The 19,344-nt window shown below is 71.0% G+C and carries 22 protein-coding genes; 14 read left to right on the forward strand and 8 right to left on the reverse strand.

What is annotated here, in order from left to right:
• The first annotated feature begins 15 nt into the window (after positions 1 to 15).
• Positions 16 to 483, forward strand: coding sequence for a CD225/dispanin family protein (locus RC2_RS04495; protein WP_072681092.1), 468 nt, complete (start codon positions 16 to 18; stop codon positions 481 to 483).
• A 19-nt stretch (positions 484 to 502) separates the two neighbouring features.
• A complete protein-coding gene (gene ychF, locus RC2_RS04500) occupies positions 503 to 1,582 on the forward strand; it encodes a redox-regulated ATPase YchF (protein WP_068149695.1) in 1,080 nt (359 codons plus the stop codon).
• A gap of 9 nt (positions 1,583 to 1,591) precedes the next feature.
• Here the strand turns inward: ychF and arr are convergent, their stop codons facing one another.
• The gene (arr, locus tag RC2_RS04505; protein ID WP_068149711.1) at positions 1,592 to 1,993 is read right to left on the reverse strand and encodes an NAD(+)--rifampin ADP-ribosyltransferase; all 402 of its coding nucleotides are present in this window, start codon (positions 1,991 to 1,993) and stop codon (positions 1,592 to 1,594) included.
• Positions 1,994 to 2,039: 46 nt separating this feature from the next.
• On the opposite strand from arr, the gene RC2_RS04510 reads away from it, so the two are divergent.
• Entirely contained in the window at positions 2,040 to 2,576 is a 537-nt protein-coding gene (locus tag RC2_RS04510) for a putative immunity protein (protein WP_174552286.1), read from the forward strand.
• A gap of 1 nt (position 2,577) precedes the next feature.
• On the opposite strand, the gene RC2_RS04515 is transcribed toward RC2_RS04510, so the two are convergent.
• Entirely contained in the window at positions 2,578 to 3,597 is a 1,020-nt protein-coding gene (locus RC2_RS04515) for an LLM class flavin-dependent oxidoreductase (RefSeq protein ID WP_068149693.1), read from the reverse strand.
• Positions 3,598 to 3,649: 52 nt separating this feature from the next.
• On the opposite strand from RC2_RS04515, the gene RC2_RS04520 reads away from it, so the two are divergent.
• Complete coding sequence (locus tag RC2_RS04520; protein ID WP_068149690.1) at positions 3,650 to 4,222, forward strand: GNAT family N-acetyltransferase; 573 nt, start codon at positions 3,650 to 3,652, stop codon at positions 4,220 to 4,222.
• Positions 4,223 to 4,235: 13 nt separating this feature from the next.
• Here RC2_RS04520 and RC2_RS04525 read toward each other — a convergent pair whose 3' ends face one another.
• Positions 4,236 to 6,197 (reverse strand): HNH endonuclease signature motif containing protein, encoded by a 1,962-nt coding sequence (locus RC2_RS04525; protein ID WP_083529653.1) that lies wholly within the window; start codon positions 6,195 to 6,197, stop codon positions 4,236 to 4,238.
• Between the two features lie 89 nt (positions 6,198 to 6,286).
• Between RC2_RS04525 and RC2_RS04530 the strand changes: the two genes are divergently transcribed.
• The gene (locus tag RC2_RS04530; protein WP_068149904.1) at positions 6,287 to 6,688 is read left to right on the forward strand and encodes a VOC family protein; all 402 of its coding nucleotides are present in this window, start codon (positions 6,287 to 6,289) and stop codon (positions 6,686 to 6,688) included.
• Between the two features lie 19 nt (positions 6,689 to 6,707).
• Here the strand turns inward: RC2_RS04530 and RC2_RS04535 are convergent, their stop codons facing one another.
• Positions 6,708 to 7,646 (reverse strand): SDR family NAD(P)-dependent oxidoreductase, encoded by a 939-nt coding sequence (locus RC2_RS04535; RefSeq protein WP_245810954.1) that lies wholly within the window; start codon positions 7,644 to 7,646, stop codon positions 6,708 to 6,710.
• Between the two features lie 29 nt (positions 7,647 to 7,675).
• Positions 7,676 to 7,870, reverse strand: coding sequence for an antitoxin (locus tag RC2_RS04540; RefSeq protein ID WP_068102369.1), 195 nt, complete (start codon positions 7,868 to 7,870; stop codon positions 7,676 to 7,678).
• 53 nt (positions 7,871 to 7,923) lie between these two features.
• Between RC2_RS04540 and RC2_RS04545 the strand changes: the two genes are divergently transcribed.
• Entirely contained in the window at positions 7,924 to 9,855 is a 1,932-nt protein-coding gene (locus tag RC2_RS04545; RefSeq protein WP_068149886.1) for an alpha-amylase family protein, read from the forward strand.
• Here the strand turns inward: RC2_RS04545 and RC2_RS04550 are convergent.
• Entirely contained in the window at positions 9,833 to 11,029 is a 1,197-nt protein-coding gene (locus RC2_RS04550) for a lipase family protein (protein ID WP_083529654.1), read from the reverse strand. The two genes, RC2_RS04545 and RC2_RS04550, sit on opposite strands and share 23 nt — an antisense overlap.
• A gap of 88 nt (positions 11,030 to 11,117) precedes the next feature.
• Here RC2_RS04550 and RC2_RS04555 point away from each other — a divergent pair, with 88 nt between their 5' ends.
• The 6 genes from RC2_RS04555 to RC2_RS04580 all read left to right on the forward strand — a co-directional run bounded on the left by RC2_RS04555 (position 11,118) and on the right by RC2_RS04580 (position 16,096).
• Positions 11,118 to 12,359, forward strand: a complete 1,242-nt coding sequence (locus RC2_RS04555) for an acyl-CoA dehydrogenase family protein (protein ID WP_068149881.1) — start codon at positions 11,118 to 11,120, stop codon at positions 12,357 to 12,359.
• Positions 12,360 to 12,378: 19 nt separating this feature from the next.
• Positions 12,379 to 12,696 carry a hypothetical protein gene (locus tag RC2_RS04560; RefSeq protein WP_245810955.1) on the forward strand — a complete coding sequence of 106 codons (318 nt, stop codon included), beginning with the start codon at positions 12,379 to 12,381 and terminating at the stop codon, positions 12,694 to 12,696.
• Positions 12,693 to 13,370, forward strand: coding sequence for a class I SAM-dependent methyltransferase (locus RC2_RS04565; RefSeq protein ID WP_068149876.1), 678 nt, complete (start codon positions 12,693 to 12,695; stop codon positions 13,368 to 13,370). The genes RC2_RS04560 and RC2_RS04565 overlap by 4 nt, the downstream gene beginning before the upstream one ends.
• A 9-nt stretch (positions 13,371 to 13,379) precedes the next feature.
• Positions 13,380 to 13,781: a VOC family protein gene (locus RC2_RS04570; protein ID WP_068149873.1), complete on the forward strand. Its 402-nt coding sequence runs from the start codon at positions 13,380 to 13,382 to the stop codon at positions 13,779 to 13,781.
• Positions 13,766 to 15,115, forward strand: coding sequence for a WS/DGAT domain-containing protein (locus RC2_RS19280; protein WP_082895587.1), 1,350 nt, complete (start codon positions 13,766 to 13,768; stop codon positions 15,113 to 15,115). Before RC2_RS04570 ends, RC2_RS19280 begins: the two co-directional genes overlap by 16 nt.
• Before the next feature lie 132 nt (positions 15,116 to 15,247).
• Positions 15,248 to 16,096 (forward strand): DUF1906 domain-containing protein, encoded by an 849-nt coding sequence (locus tag RC2_RS04580; protein WP_082895592.1) that lies wholly within the window; start codon positions 15,248 to 15,250, stop codon positions 16,094 to 16,096.
• Positions 16,097 to 16,234: 138 nt separating this feature from the next.
• On the opposite strand, the gene RC2_RS04585 is transcribed toward RC2_RS04580, so the two are convergent.
• Positions 16,235 to 17,005, reverse strand: coding sequence for an Rv1157c family protein (locus tag RC2_RS04585; RefSeq protein WP_371828697.1), 771 nt, complete (start codon positions 17,003 to 17,005; stop codon positions 16,235 to 16,237).
• 330 nt (positions 17,006 to 17,335) lie between these two features.
• On the opposite strand from RC2_RS04585, the gene RC2_RS04590 reads away from it, so the two are divergent.
• Positions 17,336 to 18,562, forward strand: coding sequence for a mannosyltransferase (locus RC2_RS04590; protein ID WP_068149867.1), 1,227 nt, complete (start codon positions 17,336 to 17,338; stop codon positions 18,560 to 18,562).
• On the opposite strand, the gene RC2_RS04595 is transcribed toward RC2_RS04590, so the two are convergent.
• On the reverse strand, positions 18,525 to 18,809 hold the full coding sequence (locus RC2_RS04595; protein ID WP_068149864.1) for a 4a-hydroxytetrahydrobiopterin dehydratase: 285 nt from the start codon (positions 18,807 to 18,809) through the stop codon (positions 18,525 to 18,527). The genes RC2_RS04590 and RC2_RS04595 overlap by 38 nt on opposite strands.
• Positions 18,810 to 18,818: 9 nt before the next feature.
• On the opposite strand from RC2_RS04595, the gene RC2_RS04600 reads away from it, so the two are divergent.
• Positions 18,819 to 19,217: a (deoxy)nucleoside triphosphate pyrophosphohydrolase gene (locus RC2_RS04600; RefSeq protein WP_245810957.1), complete on the forward strand. Its 399-nt coding sequence runs from the start codon at positions 18,819 to 18,821 to the stop codon at positions 19,215 to 19,217.
• Positions 19,218 to 19,344: the final 127 nt, after the last annotated feature.

A 19,344-nucleotide genomic window follows, 5' to 3' on the forward strand; every position in this document is an offset into this window, starting at 1 on the left:
GCGGGACGGCCTACGATGCTCCTCGTGTCCGATCACCCCGAGTACAAGCCCACCCCCAACCCCGAGTACCGAGCCGACAGCGGCGCGCCGGGCACGGGGTCGACCGCCGGTGGCGGCACCGGGTCCTTCGGGCAGGCGGGATACCAGCAGACGCCGTCCTTCCCGAGCCCCGAGCAGCAGCAACCCGCATACCCGCAGCAGCCGTACGGCCCGCCGCCGTTGCCTCCCACCAACGCCGGGTGGGCCGTCGCCGCACTCGTCTTCTTCTGGCCGCTCGCGTTCTCGGCGTTCAACCATTCGAGTTCGGTCTTCCCGCGGTGGTCGCTCGGCGACTACCAGGGCGCGCACTACGCGTCGGAACGGACGAAGCAGCTGGGCAAGTACTCGCTCTACATCTTCGGTGCGCTCTTCGCGCTGTTCATCCTGTTCTACGTCGTGATCATCGCGGTCGCGGTGTCGGCCGGATCGAGCTACACCTACTGACCGTTAGACTCTTCTCCCTGTGAGCCTCACTCTCGGAATCGTCGGTCTGCCCAACGTCGGCAAGTCCACCCTGTTCAACGCGCTGACGCGGAACGACGTCCTCGCGGCGAACTACCCCTTCGCCACGATCGAGCCCAACGAGGGTGTCGTGCCGCTGCCCGACCCGCGGCTGGACGAGCTGGCCAAGATCTTCGGTTCGGAGCGCATCCTGCCCGCGCCGGTCACGTTCGTCGACATCGCGGGCATCGTGAAGGGCGCCTCCGAGGGTGCGGGCCTCGGCAACAAATTCCTCGCCAACATTCGTGAGGCCGACGCCATCTGCCAGGTGGTGCGCGTGTTCGCCGACGACGACGTGGTGCACGTCGACGGCCGCGTCGACCCCGCCGCCGACATCGAGGTCATCGAGACCGAGCTGATCATCGCGGACATGCAGACGCTGGAGAAGGCCGTGCCGCGGCTCGAGAAGGAGGCGCGGACGCAGAAGGATCGGGCGCCGATGGTGGCCGCGGCCAAGGAAGCGCAGAGCATCCTCGACAGCGGCAAGACCCTGTACTCGGTGAAAAATTCGTTCGACGCGTCGTTGCTCCGCGAGCTCAACCTGCTCACCACCAAGCCGTTCCTCTACGTCTTCAACGCCGACGAGTCGGTCCTGACCGACAAGGCGAAGGTGGCCGAGTTGCGTGCCACCGTCGCACCGGCCGACGCGGTGTTCCTCGACGCGAAGATCGAGTCCGAGCTCATCGAACTCGACGACGAGTCGGCCATGGAGCTGCTCGAGAGCATCGGTCAGTCGGAGCCGGGGCTGCACGCCCTGGCGCGCGCCGGCTTCCACACCCTCGGTCTGCAGACCTATCTCACCGCAGGGCCGAAGGAGTCGCGGGCCTGGACGATCCACCGCGGCGACACCGCCCCCCAGGCCGCGGGCGTCATTCACACCGACTTCGAGAAGGGCTTCATCAAGGCCGAAGTGGTGTCCTACGACGACCTGATCGCCGCCGGATCCATGGCCGCGGCCAAGGCCGCCGGCAAGGTGCGCATGGAGGGCAAGGACTACGTCATGGCCGACGGTGACGTGGTGGAGTTCCGCTTCAACGTGTGACGTACGGGGTCAGTTGATGATCGTGGCCCGTTCGTTCCGCATGACCGCGATGCGATCGCGCCACTGCTGCAACGCGTCCGAGGTGAGGCGCGGCCAGTCGTGGACCTCCTCGATTACGCGTAGCGGGTCGCGGCTGCGGTAGGACCGGGTCGGATTGCCGGGGAACTTCTTGTCGGTGACGTTGGGATCGTTCTCCCACTCGCCCGTCGGCTCGACGCGATAGACGCGGGGTTCGCCCTCGCCCGCGGCCAATTCGGCGGCCAGGCCGGCGCCGCTGATCAGGGCCGTGAAGTAGATGTGGTTCATGACGACCTCGGGCCGATAGTTCGACCGTCGACCGGCGGTGAGCAACTCGCCGGGAGCCAGATCGGCCTTGGTGCCGTGGTAGAACGGGCCGTCGTCGAGCGCCATCGTCACAGCGTACGACGGGTGGGTGTCGGCGTGGAACGATCACGGGATGCCGTCACCGCAAACACTGTCCGACGACGATCGACGCGTGCTGGCGCGGTGGGCGTCCGAGTGTGCGGGTCGAGTGGTCCACCTGTTCGACGCCGACGACGAGTCGGTGCGCGTGGTGCGGGACGCTCTCGGCCGCACGCGCGCCTATGCCCGCGGCGAGAGCACCGCAGCGCGGGAGATCGCCCGACGGATGGAGCCGGTGACAGCCGCGGGTGCCGCGACGACGCCCGCCGGCGCGGCTGCCGCTCGGGTTGTCGCCCAGGCGTCCGCGGTGGCGCACATGGGCGCTCACGCGCTGGGCGCCGCCGGGTACGCAGCCAAGGCCGTGGCCCTGGCACGTCCCGGCGACCCCGATGCGGTCGCGGAGGAGGCCCGGTGGCAGCTCGACCAGCTGACGGACGACGAACGCCGTGCGCTGGCCCGGCTGCCCGCCCTCGGATCGAGCACGTCGGGTCCCCTCGGCGCGGGTCTGCTCACCCGCGGTGTCCCGGGCGACGTGATCCGGGCAATTCAGCGGGACGTCGTGACGGTCTGACTCACCGCCAGCCGAGCTCCGGTGCGACGTGCGTCAGGATCGACTCCATCAGGTGGGCGTTGTACTCGACGCCCAATTGGTTGGGGACGGTGAGCAGCAGCGTGTCGGCGGCGGCGATCGCCTCGTCCTGCGCGAGCTGCTCGATCAGTCGATCCGGGGTGCCGGCGTAGGTCTTGCCGAAGCGAGCCTTGCCGCCGTCGAGGTAACCCACCTGATCGCCGCTGCCACCCTCGCGGCCGAAGTACATGCGGTCGGTCTCGTTCACGATCGGAAAGATGCTGCGGCTGACGGACACTCGCGGCTCGAACGGGTGACCGGCGTCGGACCATGCCTTGCGGAACCGTTCGATCTGCTCGGCCTGCAACTCGTGGAACGGCACGCCCGTGTCCTCGCTCAGGAGCGTCGAACTCATGAGGTTCATGCCCTGCTGGGCGGTCCACTCAGCGGTCGCCCGCGTGCCGGCACCCCACCAGATGCGCTGGCGGAGCCCTTCCGAATGCGGCTCGAGGCGCAGAAGGCCGGGCGGGTTGGGGAACATGGGCGACGGGTTCGGCTGGGCGAACCCCTTGCCCTCCAACAAGTCCAGGAAGATGCGGGTGTGATCACGCGCCATGTCGCCGTGATCCTTGCCCTCGGCGGGGGCGTAACCGAAGTAGCGGTAGCCCTCGACGACCTGCTCGGGCGATCCCCGGCTGACACCGAGCTGCAGGCGGCCACCCGCGATGAGGTCCGCAGACCCCGCGTCCTCGACCATGTAGAACGGGTTCTCGTACCGCATGTCGATGACGCCGGTGCCGATCTCGATCCGGCTGGTCTTGGCACCCACCGCGGCCAGCAGCGGGAACGGCGACGCGAGCTGGTTCGCGAAGTGATGCACCCGGTAGTAGGCGCCGTCCGCCCCGAGATCTTCGGCCGCGACGGCGAGGTCGATCGACTGGTGCAGGACGTCGGCCGCGCTCCGCGTCTGCGAATGCGGCGAGTCGGACCAGTGACCGAACGAGAGGAACCCGATCTTCTTCATGGAAGCTTCAACCTCGGTGTCGTGGGAATTATTTCTGTCGGACACTGGACCCGTGAGTTCCACCGTATTCACCCTCCGCCCACTCCCGGCCGCTGCCCTCGACGACGCCGCGGCGTTGCTCGCGGTCGCATTCGCGGACTACCCCTGGACGCGCTGGGCCGTGCCCGCGCAGGACTACGCGGACCGGCTGACCCGATTGCAGCGTCTCTACCTGCAATACGCCCTCGAGAACGGGGTCGTTCTGGCGGACGCCGACGTCAGCGGTGTGGTGGCGCTGCTTCCGCCGAATCCGCCGGAGCCTCCGTCGTCGATGCAGGACGAGGTCGCGGCACTGCACGGTGATCGCCTCGCGGCCGTCTTCGGCGCGACGACGCCGCCACCTCCGGCCGGGGCGTGGACCCTGGAAACCCTGGGCGTGGACCCTCGTCGTCGTGGGCGCGGTCTCGGTGCAACCTTGGTGCGGGCAGCGCTCGACGCCGTTCCGGCAGGAGTGCCGGTCGCGCTCGACACCTCCGACCCGCGGAATGTCCGCCTGTACGAGCGGTGTGGCTTCGGCGTGACCGAGACGACCGACCTTCCCGACGGTCCGACGGTCGTCTCGATGGTGAGTCCGGCCGCAACCTGAGGGGCCACCCCGGTCAGAAGGGGGGTGGGGTGTCGTCGGGTGGGTGACGCTCCACGGCGTTGCGGAGTCGGTTGCGGTTGCGTTCCTGTCGTCGGCGGGCGTGTTTCTGCTCGGTGCGTGGGGCGGGTCGGGTGCGTTCGGTGAGGACCGGTCTCGATGGCCGCGGCATTGACGTGTCGGGTGGGTCGCCGAAGACGATGGTGTCCAGTCCCGGGTGAACATCGTGGCCGGTGAACGCGGGGCCGAGGACGGTGCGTCCGCCGGGGATGGTGATGGTGCGGATCAGTCGGCTCGGATTATTCGGGTCGGGGTACTGGTCGGGGTACTGGTCGTCGACGAAGTCCCCGAACGTCTTCAAGAGGTGATGGAACCGGCATTTGGCGCCGAGTCCGGCCGCGTCGGTGCGCCCGCCCCGCTCGGGGTCGTGGTGGTCGTATTCGGTGATGTGGTCGAGGTCGGCCTCCCACGCCGGTCGGTTGCAGCCGGGCCAGGTGCAGAACTGATCCCGCGCCCGCACATACGCATCCAGGGCCGCCGAGGGGCGATACGGGTTCGACGGCTGGGTCGCCGGGAGTGGGGTGTCGGTGCCGTCGCCCAGCGGGCGGATGACGGTGCGGGGGTCGGCGGCGAGGTCGCGGACGTGGGCGCCGGAGATGATGCCGATGCCGGCGAGGAATCCGACTCCGTCGACGGTGTCGAGACCGAGGGGCTCGTCGCATCCGTGCGGGTCCTCCGAGGGCTCGTCGACCGCCGGTGACTTGGTGGAAATTGGGTCCGCGGCGGCGTCGGCCAGTATCGCGGTGCCGGTGCAATCCGGTGTCACCGCGTCCGCTGCACCCGGACCTGCTGCACCCGGTTCTGCTGCACCCGGTTCTGCTGCAACCGGTTCTGCTGCAACCGGTTCTGCTGCAACGGAATCCGGCGCCACCGACTCGGCCGTGACCGCCTTCGCGGCGGGTTCGGGCCGGACCTCGGCGTCGCCCTCGGGCTGGGCCGCTGGGGTGGGTTCGGTGGTCGGTCGCGGCAGGTGCTGCGGTGACCTGCAGACCCGCTCGGATTCCGGCGCCGGCACGGGGCCGGTGAGGGTGGTGGTGTCGGTGACCAGGTGGATCACGATCCGCGGCGCCGTCGCCGCGAACCTGCCGACGTCGATGTTCTTGTAGCGGCAGTCGGTGATCGGGCGGTCGCAGTCGCACCCGAACTCGGTCTGGGTGAGCAACGCGTAGTGCGCATCGGAGGCCCGCGCCGCCTTGGAGCGGGTGTCCTTCGGGCACACCTGCGCCGCGAGGCGGTGGACCGCGGCGGCGGCGAGGTCGGTGTCCTCGGCGGGCCGGGTGTCCGTCGTGGTGGCCATTCCGTCCCGCCCGGTCTCGACGGTGAACTCCCGGTTCCGCTTCGCTGCCTCTCGGCGTGCACGGACGGCGTCGGGGTCGCGGCGGTGCACCATCGTGTCGACCATGATCTCCATCCGCGCCGGCGACCACGACCCGGGCTTGCGCAACGCGGCGGCGATGTCGGCGTCGACGAGGGCGGCGTAGCACTGCCCTTCGATCAGCTCCGTCCGGGAGACGATGGTGCGGATGTGATGCGGGGTGACGATCCCGTCCCGCAGACACCGCGCGACCTGAGGTAACCGGTCGCGGAGGGCGACGGCGTCGGTGAGCAGGGTGCGGGCGGCGAACGGGGTGATCGACATCGTCGTGGCGATGGTGGCGGCGCAGCGGGTGAACGCGTCGAGCTCGCGGCGGTCCTCGTCCTCGAACGGTTCCACCAGTTCGGCGTGCATGGCGGCGGCGAGTTGGTATTCGAACCACTTCAGGTAGGACACCCCGGCAGCCGCGTGCACCAGAGCGTCCAGCGCCTGCGGAGACGGAAGGTCGGTGGTGGCGGGCAGACCGAGGGCGGAGTGATCCAATGCAGCCCACGGCGTCGCCGCCGTGCTCGCCGCACCTGTCCCCACCGGTATCCCCGCCATGTCGCCGACCCCCCAGTCGCTCGTATGTTCGAGTGTACCGGCACCCACCGACACGATCCATGACGTGCATGCACGAACTCTCGTCAACCATGAGAACGTCGTGGCATCCTCGACCCACGGAACGCGAGGAGGTCGCCGTGGAGGTCGTCCGCATCACCGCCAACCTGACCGTCGCCGACATCGCGGCCGCGGCGCCGTTCTACCGCGAGGTGCTCGGTCTCCGGGAGGTGGAGTTCGACCTCGGCTGGGTCACGCGCCTCACCGCACCGGACAGCGGTGCGAGCGTCCAGTTGGTGTCGGCCGACGCGACCGCGCCTGCCGTGCCGGCTCTGTCGATCCACGTGGTGGACGTGGACGCCGCGTACGAGGAGGTGACGGCCCTCGGTCTCGACATCGTGCACCCGCTCACCACCGAGGACTGGGGAGTGCGTCGTTTCCTGGTTCGGGCGCCCGACGGCACGGTGGTGAACATCGTCCGGCACGCGCGCTGACCGCACGCACACCGACCGCTCAGCCGATCCCCGTCGCCGCCTCCACGTCGCGCCACAGCGCGGCGCGGACCTCGGGGTCGTCCCGTCGCCACGGAGGGTAGTGCGTCGGGCGCTGGGCTCGGTCGTGCCAGAAGCCGCCCGTGGTCGCCAAGGGTGTGTCGGATGCGGTGAGCCAGACGATGGTGTCGGCACCCTCGTCGGCCGAGCGCAGGAGCGGCCGCATCACCGTGTCGAACAGAGGCAGCGAATCGGTCACTCCGGGTGTCGCCGCCCACCCGGGATGCATGCTGTGCACCACCGGATCGTCGGGTCCGTCGAACCGGGTGCCGAGCAGATCGGCCATCACCACCTGCATGCGTTTGGTGCGGGCATAGGCCGTGGTGCCGGAGTACCGGCCCGTCCGATACTCGAAGTCCGGGTTGGTGAGCGGCACCGCGTACATCCCGCCGCTCGAGACGAACACGACTCGCGACCCGGCGTCGAACAATGGCCGAACGGCATGGGTGAGCAGGGTCGGCCCCAGAACATGCGTCGCGTACGCGCTCTCGTGTCCCTGCGCCGACTCGGTGCGTGATGGTGGCATCACCCCCGCGCAGTGCACCAACGCGTGCAGAGACGTCACCTGTGTCGCGAGGGACGTGCCGAAGGCAGCGACGGCGTCGAGATCGCTGATGTCGCAGACGTGTGTCTCGACGACGGATCCCGGCACCGTGTGCCTGATCTCCGAGGCCGACGCGTCCAGGCGTCGTTCCGTGCGACCCACCAGATGGACGCGGGCCCCGAGTTCGGCCAGACGTCTGGCGGTGGCGGCGCCCAGCCCGGACCCACCACCGGTGACGACCACGTCGACCGGCGCGAGGAAGGGCGCCGCATCCGCGGCCCAGAATCGCCGCCGCACCCAGGAGCCGACTCGGCTGTACCCCGGCACGACCGCGAGGTCGAGCGCGGTGTCCAGCACGCCCCCGAGGCGTCCCCCCGGCGGAACCATTAGGCGGGCGGGGCGTCGCGACGCTCGGAGTTCTTCTCCCCGATGGCGTCCTTGGCCCGGTCGATACCCTGATCGATCTGGGAATCGTGGCCGGCGAACTTCTTCTTCGCCGCGTCGCCGAGCTTGTCCAGGCCCTTCTCGACCTTGTCCTCGTTGGCGTCGAGCTTGCGCTTGATCTCTCCGAAGTTGACCATGCGTCGCAGTACCCCTTCCGCCTCGACCGCCAAACCAGTGACAGAATCCGCCCATGCCGCGCAGCGCCGTTCCGGATGCGATCACCGACCTCGTCGACTCCGCCCTGGCCGACCTGCCGCAGCATCGTCGCGACGCGTTCGCGTCGCGGCTCGAGCGGTGGTGGCCGGACCTGCACGACGCCGTCGCGGCCGTGTATCCCTCGCCCGACGACGTCGCGGCCCGGCTGGTGACGACGGCGGCCGCCGGGTTCGCGGCGCGGCCGGACGATCTGCACGCCCTGGACGACCGTCGGCTGCTGAACCCCGATTGGTTCCGGCGCCCCGACATGGTCGGCTACGCGTGCTACGCCGATCGCTACGCCGGGACGCTGGCGGGGGTGGGGGAGCGCCTCGATCACCTCATCGGCCTCGGCGTGACCTATCTGCATCTCATGCCGCTCCTGGACCCGCGCCCCGGCGACAACGACGGTGGGTACGCCGTCCGGAACTACCGGGCCGTGCGCGAGGACCTCGGCACGATCGACGACCTCCGCGACCTCGCGACCGCCCTGCGATCCCGCGGCATCTCGATCGTCATCGACCTGGTGCTCAATCACGTTGCTCGCGAACACGAGTGGGCCGAACGCGCTCGTTCCGGCGATCCTGCGTACCGCGACTACTTCCTGATCCACCCGGATCGCGACACCCCCGACGCCTACGAACGCACTCTCCCCGAGGTGTTCCCGGACTTCGCGCCCGGCAACTTCACGTTCGACGACGGCGTGAACGGCTGGGTCTGGACGACCTTCAACGCGTGGCAGTGGGATCTGAACTGGGCGAATCCCGCCGTGCTGGTGGAGTTCGCCGAGATCGTGATGGAGCTGGCCAACCTCGGCGTCGAGGTCCTTCGGCTCGATGCCATCGCCTTCCTGTGGAAGCGACTCGGCACGAACTGCCAGAACCAGCCCGAGGTGCACGCGATCACGCAGGCGCTCCGCGCCACGGCCCGACTGGCCGCGCCCGCCGTGCTGTTCAAGGCCGAGGCCATCGTGGGACCGCGGGAGTTGCTGCCCTACCTCGGGCAGGGGCGCCACACGGGCCGCGTGTCGGACGTCGCTTACCACAACAGCCTCATGGTGCAGATCTGGTCGATGCTGGCGTCGGGTTCGACCCGCCTGGCCGAGCACGCGCTCGGTGCGCTGCCACCCACGCCGTCGAGTGGGACGTGGGTGACCTACGTCCGGTGTCACGACGACATCGGGTGGGCGATCGACGACGGCGACGCCGCTGCGGTGGGCCTGACCGGAGCCGGGCATCGTCGGTTCCTGTCCGACTGGTACGCGGGCGAGTTCCCCGGATCCCCGGCGGAAGGCCTGGTCTTCCAACACAATCCGGACACCGGCGATCGACGTGTCAGCGGCACGACGGCGGCGCTCACCGGACTCGGACCGTCGCGTCGCGATCCCGACGGCGCGTTCGCCCGGCTGTTCCTCGCCCACGCGCTGATCGCCGTGTGGGGCGGCATTCCGGTGATCTGGAGCGGGGACGAGGTGGCGTCCCCGGGTGATCCGGCGTGGGCCGACGACCCCGCACACGCCGCGGACAACCGGTGGGTGCATCGACCCGCCGTCACCGACGCGGATCGCGCCGCGTGTCGCGAGCCGGGTTCGGACGCCCAGCGGGCCTACGACGGTGTCGCCCACGTGATGCGCACGCGCGCCGGTCTGCCCATGCTGCACGCGGAAGCACCGGTGGACCTCGTCCCCGGACTCGAAGACGGCGTGCTCGGCGTCCTGCGTCGTCACCCCAGCGGCACCCTGCTCGGCCTGGTCAACGTGACCGGCGAGCACCGGCCGGTCCCGCATCACGTGATCACCCACCACGTCGCCGACCCACGAGAGGTGTTGTCGCACCACACCATCGACCCCGACGACGCCGGACTGTCCTGGATGCCGCCCTACGCGGCCTGGTGGATCACCGAGTTCACCGACGCGTCGAGTCGGTGAATCGCTCGGCCACCCATCGCGTCACGAACGGCAGGCCCGACACCGCGCCCACGAAGTGATCGCCGACGACGCGCCGCACCTCGACGTCGGCATCATGCGCGCGCCAGTCGTCGGCCAGTGTCCGCACGCCGTGTTCGGGAATCCAGCGATCTCGCGCACCGTGATAGAAGGCGAACGGCACGGTCGGCGCGGCGGCTCCGGGGGTGTTTGCGTCGATCACCGCACGGGCGACGGGGGAGTCGAAGACGTTCGGATCGCGCGCGAGTGCCTCCAGGGGCAGTCGCGCCAGTCCGCCGAGCGCGAGCGGCACCACGGACAGGTTCTTGATCCGCGTGGCGAGATAGAGCCCCAGCGGCCCGAACTCGTCGGCCAGGGCCTCGTGTTCGCGGGCCAGACCGATCACCGCGGCGCCGAAGAGACCCGACGCGATCGTGCCGTTCATGGTCTCGCGCAACAACCCGACGTTCGTCGGCGTGCCACCGGCGATCGCCCCGATCAGCGGCAACTCCGGCGCGTAGCTCGGCTGCAGCTGCGCGGCCCACACCGTGGCGATGGCGCCGCCGCTGTAGCCGTACATCACGGCGGGACTGTCGCGGTAGGTCGCGTCGAGAGACGGCAGCCCGCGCAGCCCGTCGAGAACCGCGTGCCCGGCCATCGTGCCCTCCGCGTACGCCATCCGGGGGCCCTCGTGATCGACGATCAGCACGGCGTACCCGCGTTGCAGCCACAGCGGAACCACCGCCGGAAAGTCCTGGCCGAGCCCGTGCACCAGGCGGTACGACGGCGTCGCGGCCGAGCCGAGCGAGTCGATCGCGACGTTGTGGACCAGGACCGGACGTGGCCCCGGCCCCCGCCACGGGCGTCGCGGTTCCATGAGCGAGGCGGTGACCGTGACCGGTCGACTCTGCGCGTCCCGCGACGCGACGGCGAACTGCCGCAGGCGAGTGCGCGGCCTGGGCACGAGGCCGGTGATCTCCCGGCTGCGCAGCACCGTGCCGGGCGCGTCGGTCGGGTAGGGGCCGTCGGCGGGGTCGGCGGGGTCGGCCGGGTCCACGAAGAACGGGTCGGACGTGATCGGGGTCGGGAGGAGGGCCGCGTACGGATCGGCGAGGACCTCCGCGGGCACCCGGTCGGGCAGGCCCAGTCGGGTCAGCACGTCGACGATCGAGGACATGCACGGACCGTAGATCCCGCGGCCGCGGAAAGAATCGGCTCGAGCGCAACGCTGTGACGAGCCACGGCGGGGCGGCATCGTTCCCGCCGTGACCGACAGCAGAACAGCCACCCGCCCGTCCGATGCCGAGCTCACCGCCCGGTTCCGGCCCGTGTTCGATCGCATTGCGGCCGGCGCTCCCGATCGCGAGCGTGACCGCCGCCTGGCGCACGACGAGATCGCCCTGCTCCGCGAGGCCGGTTTCGGAGCGCTGCGCGTCCCCGTGGAGTTCGGGGGTCTCGGGGCCTCGGTGGAGCAGCTCTTCGCGCTCCTCGTCGAGCTGGCGGCGGCGGAATCGAACCTGCCCCAGGCACTCCGAGTGCACTGGAGCTTCGTCGAGGACCAGCTCGCCGCGGACCCGAGCCCGGAGCGCGAGCGGTGGCTGCGGGCCGTGGCCGACGGCACCCTCGTGGGCAACGCCATCACCGAACCAGGGGTGGGCGCGGTGGACCGGTACCGCACCACGGTGACACGCGCCGACGACGGCACTCTGCGGCTGAACGGCGAGAAGGTCTACAGCACCGGCAGCCTGTACTCCGACCACATCCTTGTCGCGGCGGATCTGGACGGCGAGCGGGTGTCGGTCCTGGTCGACGCGGACGCCTCGGGCGTGACGCAACGGGACGACTGGGACGGCTTCGGTCAGCGCCTCACCGTCAGCGGTACCACGGTCTTCACCGACGTCGAGGTGCCGGAGGATCGACTTCTCGGACCCGGTTACGGCGCCCCCGGCCGCACCTACGCGACGGCGTACCTGCAGTTGGTGCAGCTCGCGGTGCTCGCCGGGATCGCGCGGCGCGCCGCCGACGACGTGGTCGGCTGGGTCCGTGGACGCACGCGCAGTTTCACCCACGCCGCCGCCGACCTGCCGCGGCACGACCCGGTGGTCCAGCAGCTGATCGGCCGACTCGAGGCGGCGGCGTGGTCGTCGCGCGCCCTCGTGCTCGCGGCGGCGGCCGACGTCGCGCGGGCGGTCGAGGTGGGTGCGCAGGAGGACGGAGCCGATGCGCTCGACCGCGCCGAGCTGTCGACGGCGCACGCACAGAACACCGTCGTCGACCTCGTGCTGACCACGACGACGCAGCTGTTCGAGGTCGGTGGGGCCTCGATCCTGTCCGAGCGCACGGGATTCGACCGGCACTGGCGCAACGCCCGCACCATCTCGGTGCACAACCCGGTGCTCTACAAGGCCCGATCGGTCGGAGCGCACGTCCTCAACGGCGAGGACCTGCCCTACGCCTGGTCGGCCGGCGCCAAGTCGGCCCGAGCCGAGTCGGCCGCCGGGACCTGATACGGGTTACCGTGGCGAGGTGACGGACGACGCGCGGAGTGAGCACCTGTCGGACCCCGTTCCGTACACCACGGGGGAGCGGGTGTTCGGGCCGCCCGGCGGGACGTTCGATCCCGACTGGGCCGCGACCGCGCTGCGGTCGCACCGGCCGGACCTCACGCATGCCGAGTCGGTCCGGCTGATCGGCCGGGCGTGGGACGTGCTGCGGGAGAAGGGGTTGCGCGACGCCGCGCTGGCCGATGCCGTGGCGGCGACGCTGGAGTCCGACGATCGCGCCCTGGCCGACACGGTTGCGGCCGTCGCCACCGAGACCGCGCGCTTCTACCTCGATCGATGAGCGAACCGACGCGGTGGGAGCTCGAACGCTCCGCCGTCGACTCGCACGCCTACGTGGAGCGGTTCCGCGACCTCGAGCGGTCCGGTGCCGACCTGCACGGTGAGGCCCGGTTCGTCGATGCGGCCGTCGACCGGGACTCGCGCATCCTCGACGCGGGATGCGGCACAGGTCGGCTCGCCGCCGAGTTGGCGCGGCGTGGGCACCGGGTCGTCGGGATCGACCTCGACCCCGTGCTCACAGCCGAGGCGCGGACGCGGGCCGGGATCGAGGTCGTGCTGGGGGACCTCACCACCGTTCCGCTCGAACCGGAATCCTTCGACGCCGTCGTCGCGGCGGGCAACGTCCTGGTCTTCCTCGCTCCCGGCACGGAGGCGAGGGTCCTGCGGCGGTGGTACGACGCCCTCCGGCCCGGTGGTCGGATGATCGCGGGCTTCGCCACCGATCGCGCCTACTCCCCGGACGATGCGCTCCGCGACCTCGCGGCGGTGGGGTTCGTCGCCGTGCAACGGTTCTCCACGTGGTCGCTCGACCCGTGGCGGCCGGACGCCGACTGGATCGTGCTCGACGCGCGACGGCCCGGGGACGACGTCGGGGCCGGTGCAGCCGGCGAATCCCTGATTCGGACCGAGTCCGAACGACCGCGCGTCCCGGCGGATCGCCCGCCCCGTCCCTAGACTCCGGACATGACTGCCGACTCCCCGTCCGCGTCCGGTTCCCCGGCCTCGCGCCCGACGATCGAGATGGACTACACGGTCCTCGACTGCCCGGACCCGCAGGCTCTCGCGCGGTTCTACACCGCGTTGCTGGGCTGGCCGTCCGAGCGGGACGACCCCGACTGGTCGGTGATCCGCGGACCCGGAGGGCAGGGGTTGGCCTTCCAGAAGTCGGACGAATTCGTCCCCCTGTACTGGCCCCGTGAGGGAATTCGCATCCACCTCGACCTGATCGTCGACGACATGGACGCGGCCACCGACCACGCCGTCTCGATCGGTGCGCGCACGGTGGACGACGACGCCGACCACCCCGGCTTCCGGGTCTTCCAGGACCCGGTGGGGCATCTGTTCTGCCTGTGCCGCCGCGACTGACCCGAGCGCGCCTCACCGCGATCGACGCGCGGATGTTCTGGCTGTCACGGCGTCTCCCCAGTGATCAGTTTCTGCTCTTCGCGTTCGACGGGGCCGTCGACGGTCCGTCGGTGGTGCGCGCGCTGCTCGCGCGCGCCCAGACGGTGGCGGATCTCTGCGTGCGCATCCGCGAGACGCCGGCCGCGCTCGACTACCCGTACTGGGTGCCGCGGTCACCGTCCCCGGATCTCGTGCGGGTGGACGACACCCCGGACTGGCAGGGGTGTCTCGACCGCGTCGCGGCGTCGACCGCCGACCAGGTCGACGCCGCCGTGTCACCGTGGCGCCTGCATCTGTTTCCCGCGGTCACGGGCGTCCCCGGCGCGTCCGGCGTCGCTGCCGTGGCCGTGCTGCAGGTGGCGCACGCACTGGCCGACGGCACGCGGGCGTCCGCGACGGCGCGGGCGCTGTTCGCCGTCGACCCGCCGCCGCCGGTGCGGCCACCGGCGGCCCCGACCGCCGTCCTCGCCGCCGCGCTCGGCCTGGCCGAGGTCCCCGTGCGGGTGGTGCGGACGGCCCGACGGGCGCGCGATGCCGCCGCGGCCGACCGGGATCGACGCGAGGCCACTGCGTCGGGCCGGCTCCCGGCGCCCCCGGTCGGACGAACCCCGTGTGTGCTGTCCCGCCCTGCGTCCGGCGACCTCGCGATGCGCTGTCTGGTTCTGCCGACGACCGCCCTCGCCGGTGGGCCGGTCAGCGTCACCGCGGCGGCCCTCACCGCGATCTCGGTCGCTCTCACCGACCATCTCGAGGCCGTGGGTTCGGAGGTCCCCTCGGATCTCGGCGCCGAGGTCACCGTCGGAATCGCGCCTGCGTCGCGAACAACCGAGGCGCGCAACGCATTTCACGTCGCGGGCGTCGATCTGCACCCGGAGGTCGACGATCTCGCTCGGCGTGCGGCGGCCATCGCCGACTCGCTTCGAGAACGACGTCGGCGGCTCGACCATCCGGCGTTCGGGGCGGGGGACCGGGCGACGGAGGCGGTCCCGGCCGCCGTGATTCGCGGGGACGTCGCCCGCGCCGACCTCGCGTCGACTCCCGCGACCGTGGGCGGGCACACCGTCGTGTCGAGCGTGCACCGCGGTCCGGCCGATCTCGTCCTCGGCGGTCACCGGGTCCTGATGACGGCGGGCTTCCCGGCGTTGTCCCCGACGGTCGGACTGACCCACGGCGTCCACGGCATCGGGGACACCGTGACGCTCTCGGTGACGACGAGCTCGGGCGTCGTCGACCCCGACGCCTACGCGACACGCCTGCGACACGCCGTGGAGCGCGTCGTCGAGTGTCTGCAGTGACTGGCGGGCCTCGAGGTGTGTGTGGTGCAATTGCGGCTCGGCGCCACTGGAGTGACCGAAACCGAGAAAACTAGCAGTCCGTCGTCGTCCGCCCGGGGAGGCGCGCCGGGCGAGTCGTGAAGGCAGGTGCTCGTGCACGTATCCCGTCGACAGCTCTTCCGCTACGCCGCCGTCGGCGGCGTCGCCGTCGGCCTCGGGGCGACAGGACGGTCCGTCGCCGCAGCGGACCCCGGCCTCGGCACCATCGTCGACTACGCGGCGGGTGTGCCCTCCGCCGCGGCCATCGCCGCTGCCGGTCACGTGGGAGCGATCCGGTACGTCTCCGACCGCCGACCCGGCGCGGAGTGGATGACCGGTAAGCCGATGACCGCCGCCGAAGCCACCGCCCTCACGGGGGAGGGGCTGCAGGTGGTGTCCTGCTACCAGTTCGGCAAGGGGGCCACTGCCGACTGGCGCGGCGGCTACGACGCCGGTGTTCGGCACGCGACGCGTGGACTCGACTTGCACACGGCCGCAGGCGGACCCGCGAACCGGCCGATCTACGCCGCGATCGACGACAACCCCACGGCCGCGGAATTCGCCTCGATGATCGCGCCCTATCTGCTCGGCTGGCACTCCGTCGTCGGGCGGGAGAACACCGGGGTCTACGCCAACGCCCCCACCATCACCCTGGCCGCCGCGGCCGGGCTGGGATCCTGGTACTGGCAGCACAACTGGGGCACCCCGAAGGGCTTCGTGCACCCCGCCGCGCACCTGCACCAGATCGAGATCGACAAGCGCCGCATCGAGGGCGTCGGCATCGACGTCAACACGGTGCTGAAGGCGGACTACGGCCAGTGGTCGCTCGCGGCCGATGCGGTCACGCCCGACCCGGTCACGCGCGAACCGGACACGTCGGTTCCCACGACGCCGGTCGCCGACCCCGCCGCGCGACCGGACCTCGCATCCACCCTGATTCGCACCCTGGAGGCATTCTCATGACGCTCATCGACGTGCTCTACTCGATCGCCGGCGCGCTCTACACGCAGTTCTCCGCGTACTTCGGTTCCTGACCCCCGACACGAGAAGACCGGTGGCCGTACTCGGCCACCGGTCTTCCGTCGTCGTACGGTCTCGTCGTCAGTTCACCACGAAGGCGCCCACCGTGGGCAGGAAGCTGCACGTGATCCCGGCGTCCGTGGTGATGGAGCCCGAGATCGCCGCGAGAACGCGGCCACGCCCGGTGTCCGCGATGGCCGAGAGGGTGGCGGGGCCGTCGGGGTTGATGTTCGCGGCGCCGGTCAGGACGGTCGCGCCGGTCCTCCCGGTGTCGACGTTGACCCAGTTGGCGGTCAGCGGCGCGGCCTGACGGTCGGCGAGCGGCGCCGTGCCGAGGGCCGTGAAGACGAAGCCCGCAGCGCCCGCAGCGGGTCCGGGCGGCGGCAGATCGGCCGGGCCGGGCACGGCCAGGGCAGCGCCGACGGAATCGGCCGTGGGGGAGATGCACCCGCGTCCGACGGTCGGGTAGAGGAACTGGGCGATGACGGGTCCGTCCTGCGGGATCTCCGGGCCGCCGCCGCGGCTGCCGTCCAGGAACGTGATGATCGAGCTCAGGATGCGCTTGGCGTCCGGCGAGAGCGGCGCGGTGTCGAGGAGTTGCTTCGCCCGCGCGAGGATCTCGTTCTGCGGGTTCGCCGCGTCGATCTCGGCGGCCTGGAGCAGTGTGGGGGCGAGTGCAGCGAGCGCCTCGTAGCCCGGGACCACCTGCGGATCGGTCGGGATCGGCAGTGCCGGCTGCGCCGACGCGACGGTGGGGGCGGCGACGGCGCAGGCCGCGGCCAGGGCGACTCCCGCGACCATGCTGCGCGTGCGTCGACGGGCCTGTCGGCGTGTCGAATCCGTTGTCTGCATGGTGTTCCCGCTTCCTCGTCTGCCGGCTCGAACGACTGCCCACGACCCCCTCCGCCCGTCGTGGACGGGCAGGCGAGGTCACTCTAATGACACCGTTCGACGGTTGTACAGCGTGTGCTCGGGCGCGCGGACCAAGTCGTTGCGTGGATACCCGACGTTAGTCTGTTACAAGAGCGGCTGAAGTGACTGCTGCGAACAGTGATGCGATCGTGACTGCTGAGACACGTGACACGAGACAGCGCGCCGGACGTGACCCCGGGCCGGGTCACCGCACCGACTACCCTCGCGCACGGTCCTGTCCCTCCTTCTCGATCGAGAGAACCCCCTGCCGTGAGTGTTCCGAACCCCGCCCCGCGGCTGCCCGCGCTCCTCCGCGCGGCCCCCGCGCTGCTGGTGGTGACGGTGCTGCTGCGCGTGCTGTGGACGGTGGCCACCCCCAACGGCAGCAACTGGGTGGACCTGCACGTCTACGTGGACGGATCGGCGTCGGCGTTCGACGGGTCGCTCTACGACTTCACCTACTCGGAGGAGACCCCGGACTTCCCACTTCCCTTCACCTACCCCCCGTTCGCGGCCCTCGTCTTCTATCCGCTGCACTTCCTGCCGTTCCCGCTCGTCGGCGCGCTCTGGATGATCGCGACCGGCCTCGCGCTGTACGCCGTCGTCCGTATCGCCCTCCGCATGGTGGGCGGTGACCGGGCGGACACGGCGGAGTGGCGTCGGGCCGCGCTGTTGTGGACCGCCGTCGGCCTGTGGACGGAATCGCTGCGGACCACCCTGGACTACGGCCAGGTGAACGTCTTCCTCGTGCTGATGGCGATGCTCGCCGCGCGCAACGCCCGGTGGTGGGTGTCCGGCGCGCTGGTCGGGCTCGCCGCCGGCGTGAAGCTGACCCCGGCGATCACGGGCCTGTACTTCCTCGCGCGGCGCCGCTGGGCAGCGGCGGCGTTCTCGGCGGTGACCTTCGTCGGCACCGTCGGGATCAGCTTCCTGCTCATGGGGTCCGCCGCCACCGAGTACTTCACCACGCTGCTCGGCGACGCCGACCGCATCGGGCCGGTGGGGTCGGTGTGGAACCAGTCGCTCCGCGGCGCCCTGTCCCGGCTCGTCGGAGACGACGTCGGGCAGGGACCGATCTGGCTTGTCGCCGTGGCGATCCTGCTTCTCGCCGCGCTGGCGGCGTGGCGGGCACTCGGACCGGACGATCGGCTCGGAACCCTGGTCATCGTGGCCTTCGTCGGACTCGCCGTGTCCCCGATCTCGTGGTCCCACCACTGGGTGTGGATCGTGCCGATGCTGATCTGGCTGGTGCACGGGCCGCTGCGCCGTGCGCGCGGGGTTCGCGTGCTGGTCGGCTACTGGCTCGTGGTCACCCTCGTCGGCGTGCCCTGGGTGCTGAGCTTCCAGCAGCCGTCCATCTGGGTGATCGAGCGTCCGCTGATCCTCGCGGTGGCGGGCGCGGCGTACGCGGTGGGCACCCTCGCGTTCTTCCTCGTGGTGGCCGCGCACGGCCGCGCGGTCAGGACACCAGCGAGTCGATCGTCCGCGCCAGCGTGACGTCCTTGTCGGTGATCCCGCCGTCGGAGTGCGTGGAGAGTCGGAACGTGACCGTCGTCCACCGGATGTCGATGTCCGGGTGGTGATCGGCGGCCTCGGCCGCGTCGGCAACCCGACGCACGAGGTCGATGCTGTCGAGGAAGGACGCGCAGGTGACGGTGCGGGTGATCGCGTCGCCGTCCCGCGACCAGTCGGGGAGATCGGCGAGAGCGCGACGGACGTCGTCGTCGGTGAGGAGTTCGGCCATACTGCGATGGTGCCACCGCCGCCCGCCGCCGCGACCGTCGTCGCCGGTGCGGTCATCGAGAACGGTCGCGTCCTGCTCGCCCAGCGCGCCACGCCCCCGGAGCTCGCCGGCCGGTGGGAACTGCCCGGCGGCAAGATCGAGCCGGGGGAGACCCCACAGGACGCCCTGGTCCGCGAACTGCGGGAGGAACTCGGCATCGACGTGACGGTCGACGAGCCCGTCGGGGTCGACGTGCCGCTGCCGTCGGGACACGTCCTGCGGGCCTACGCCGTCCGTCGCGTCGCGGGGACGCCGTCCGCGCTCGACCACGACGCGGTGCGGTGGGTCGGCGCGGCGGAGCTCCACGAGGTGGACTGGGTGCCCGCGGACCGCGAGTGGGTGGCCGATCTGGTGGCGATGCTGGGGTAGGAGGTGGGGTGGAGGCCACGTGAGCATCGGGTCGGAGGGGACCGGAGACCACGTGAGCATCGGGTCGGAGGGGACCGGAGACCACGTGAGCATCGGGTCGGAGGGGACCGGAGACCACGTGAGCGCA

Source organism: Rhodococcoides corynebacterioides NBRC 14404, from assembly GCF_001894765.1.
Lineage (GTDB): Bacteria > Actinomycetota > Actinomycetes > Mycobacteriales > Mycobacteriaceae > Rhodococcoides > Rhodococcoides corynebacterioides.

Bases quoted from the DNA above. Each gene is read 5' to 3' on its own strand.
- RC2_RS04495 (WP_072681092.1), top strand. From the start codon at position 16: ATGCTCCTCGTGTCCGATCACCCCGAGTACAAGCCCACCCCCAACCCC.
- arr (WP_068149711.1), bottom strand. From the start codon at position 1,993: ATGGCGCTCGACGACGGCCCGTTCTACCACGGCACCAAGGCCGATCTG.
- RC2_RS04510 (WP_174552286.1), top strand. From the start codon at position 2,040: ATGCCGTCACCGCAAACACTGTCCGACGACGATCGACGCGTGCTGGCG.
- RC2_RS04515 (WP_068149693.1), bottom strand. From the start codon at position 3,597: ATGAAGAAGATCGGGTTCCTCTCGTTCGGTCACTGGTCCGACTCGCCG.
- RC2_RS04525 (WP_083529653.1), bottom strand. From the start codon at position 6,197: ATGGCGGGGATACCGGTGGGGACAGGTGCGGCGAGCACGGCGGCGACG.
- RC2_RS04530 (WP_068149904.1), top strand. From the start codon at position 6,287: ATGAGAACGTCGTGGCATCCTCGACCCACGGAACGCGAGGAGGTCGCC.
- RC2_RS04540 (WP_068102369.1), bottom strand. From the start codon at position 7,870: ATGGTCAACTTCGGAGAGATCAAGCGCAAGCTCGACGCCAACGAGGAC.
- RC2_RS04545 (WP_068149886.1), top strand. From the start codon at position 7,924: ATGCCGCGCAGCGCCGTTCCGGATGCGATCACCGACCTCGTCGACTCC.
- RC2_RS04550 (WP_083529654.1), bottom strand. From the start codon at position 11,029: ATGTCCTCGATCGTCGACGTGCTGACCCGACTGGGCCTGCCCGACCGG.
- RC2_RS04565 (WP_068149876.1), top strand. From the start codon at position 12,693: ATGAGCGAACCGACGCGGTGGGAGCTCGAACGCTCCGCCGTCGACTCG.
- RC2_RS04570 (WP_068149873.1), top strand. From the start codon at position 13,380: ATGACTGCCGACTCCCCGTCCGCGTCCGGTTCCCCGGCCTCGCGCCCG.
- RC2_RS04585 (WP_371828697.1), bottom strand. From the start codon at position 17,005: ATGCAGACAACGGATTCGACACGCCGACAGGCCCGTCGACGCACGCGC.
- RC2_RS04595 (WP_068149864.1), bottom strand. From the start codon at position 18,809: ATGGCCGAACTCCTCACCGACGACGACGTCCGTCGCGCTCTCGCCGAT.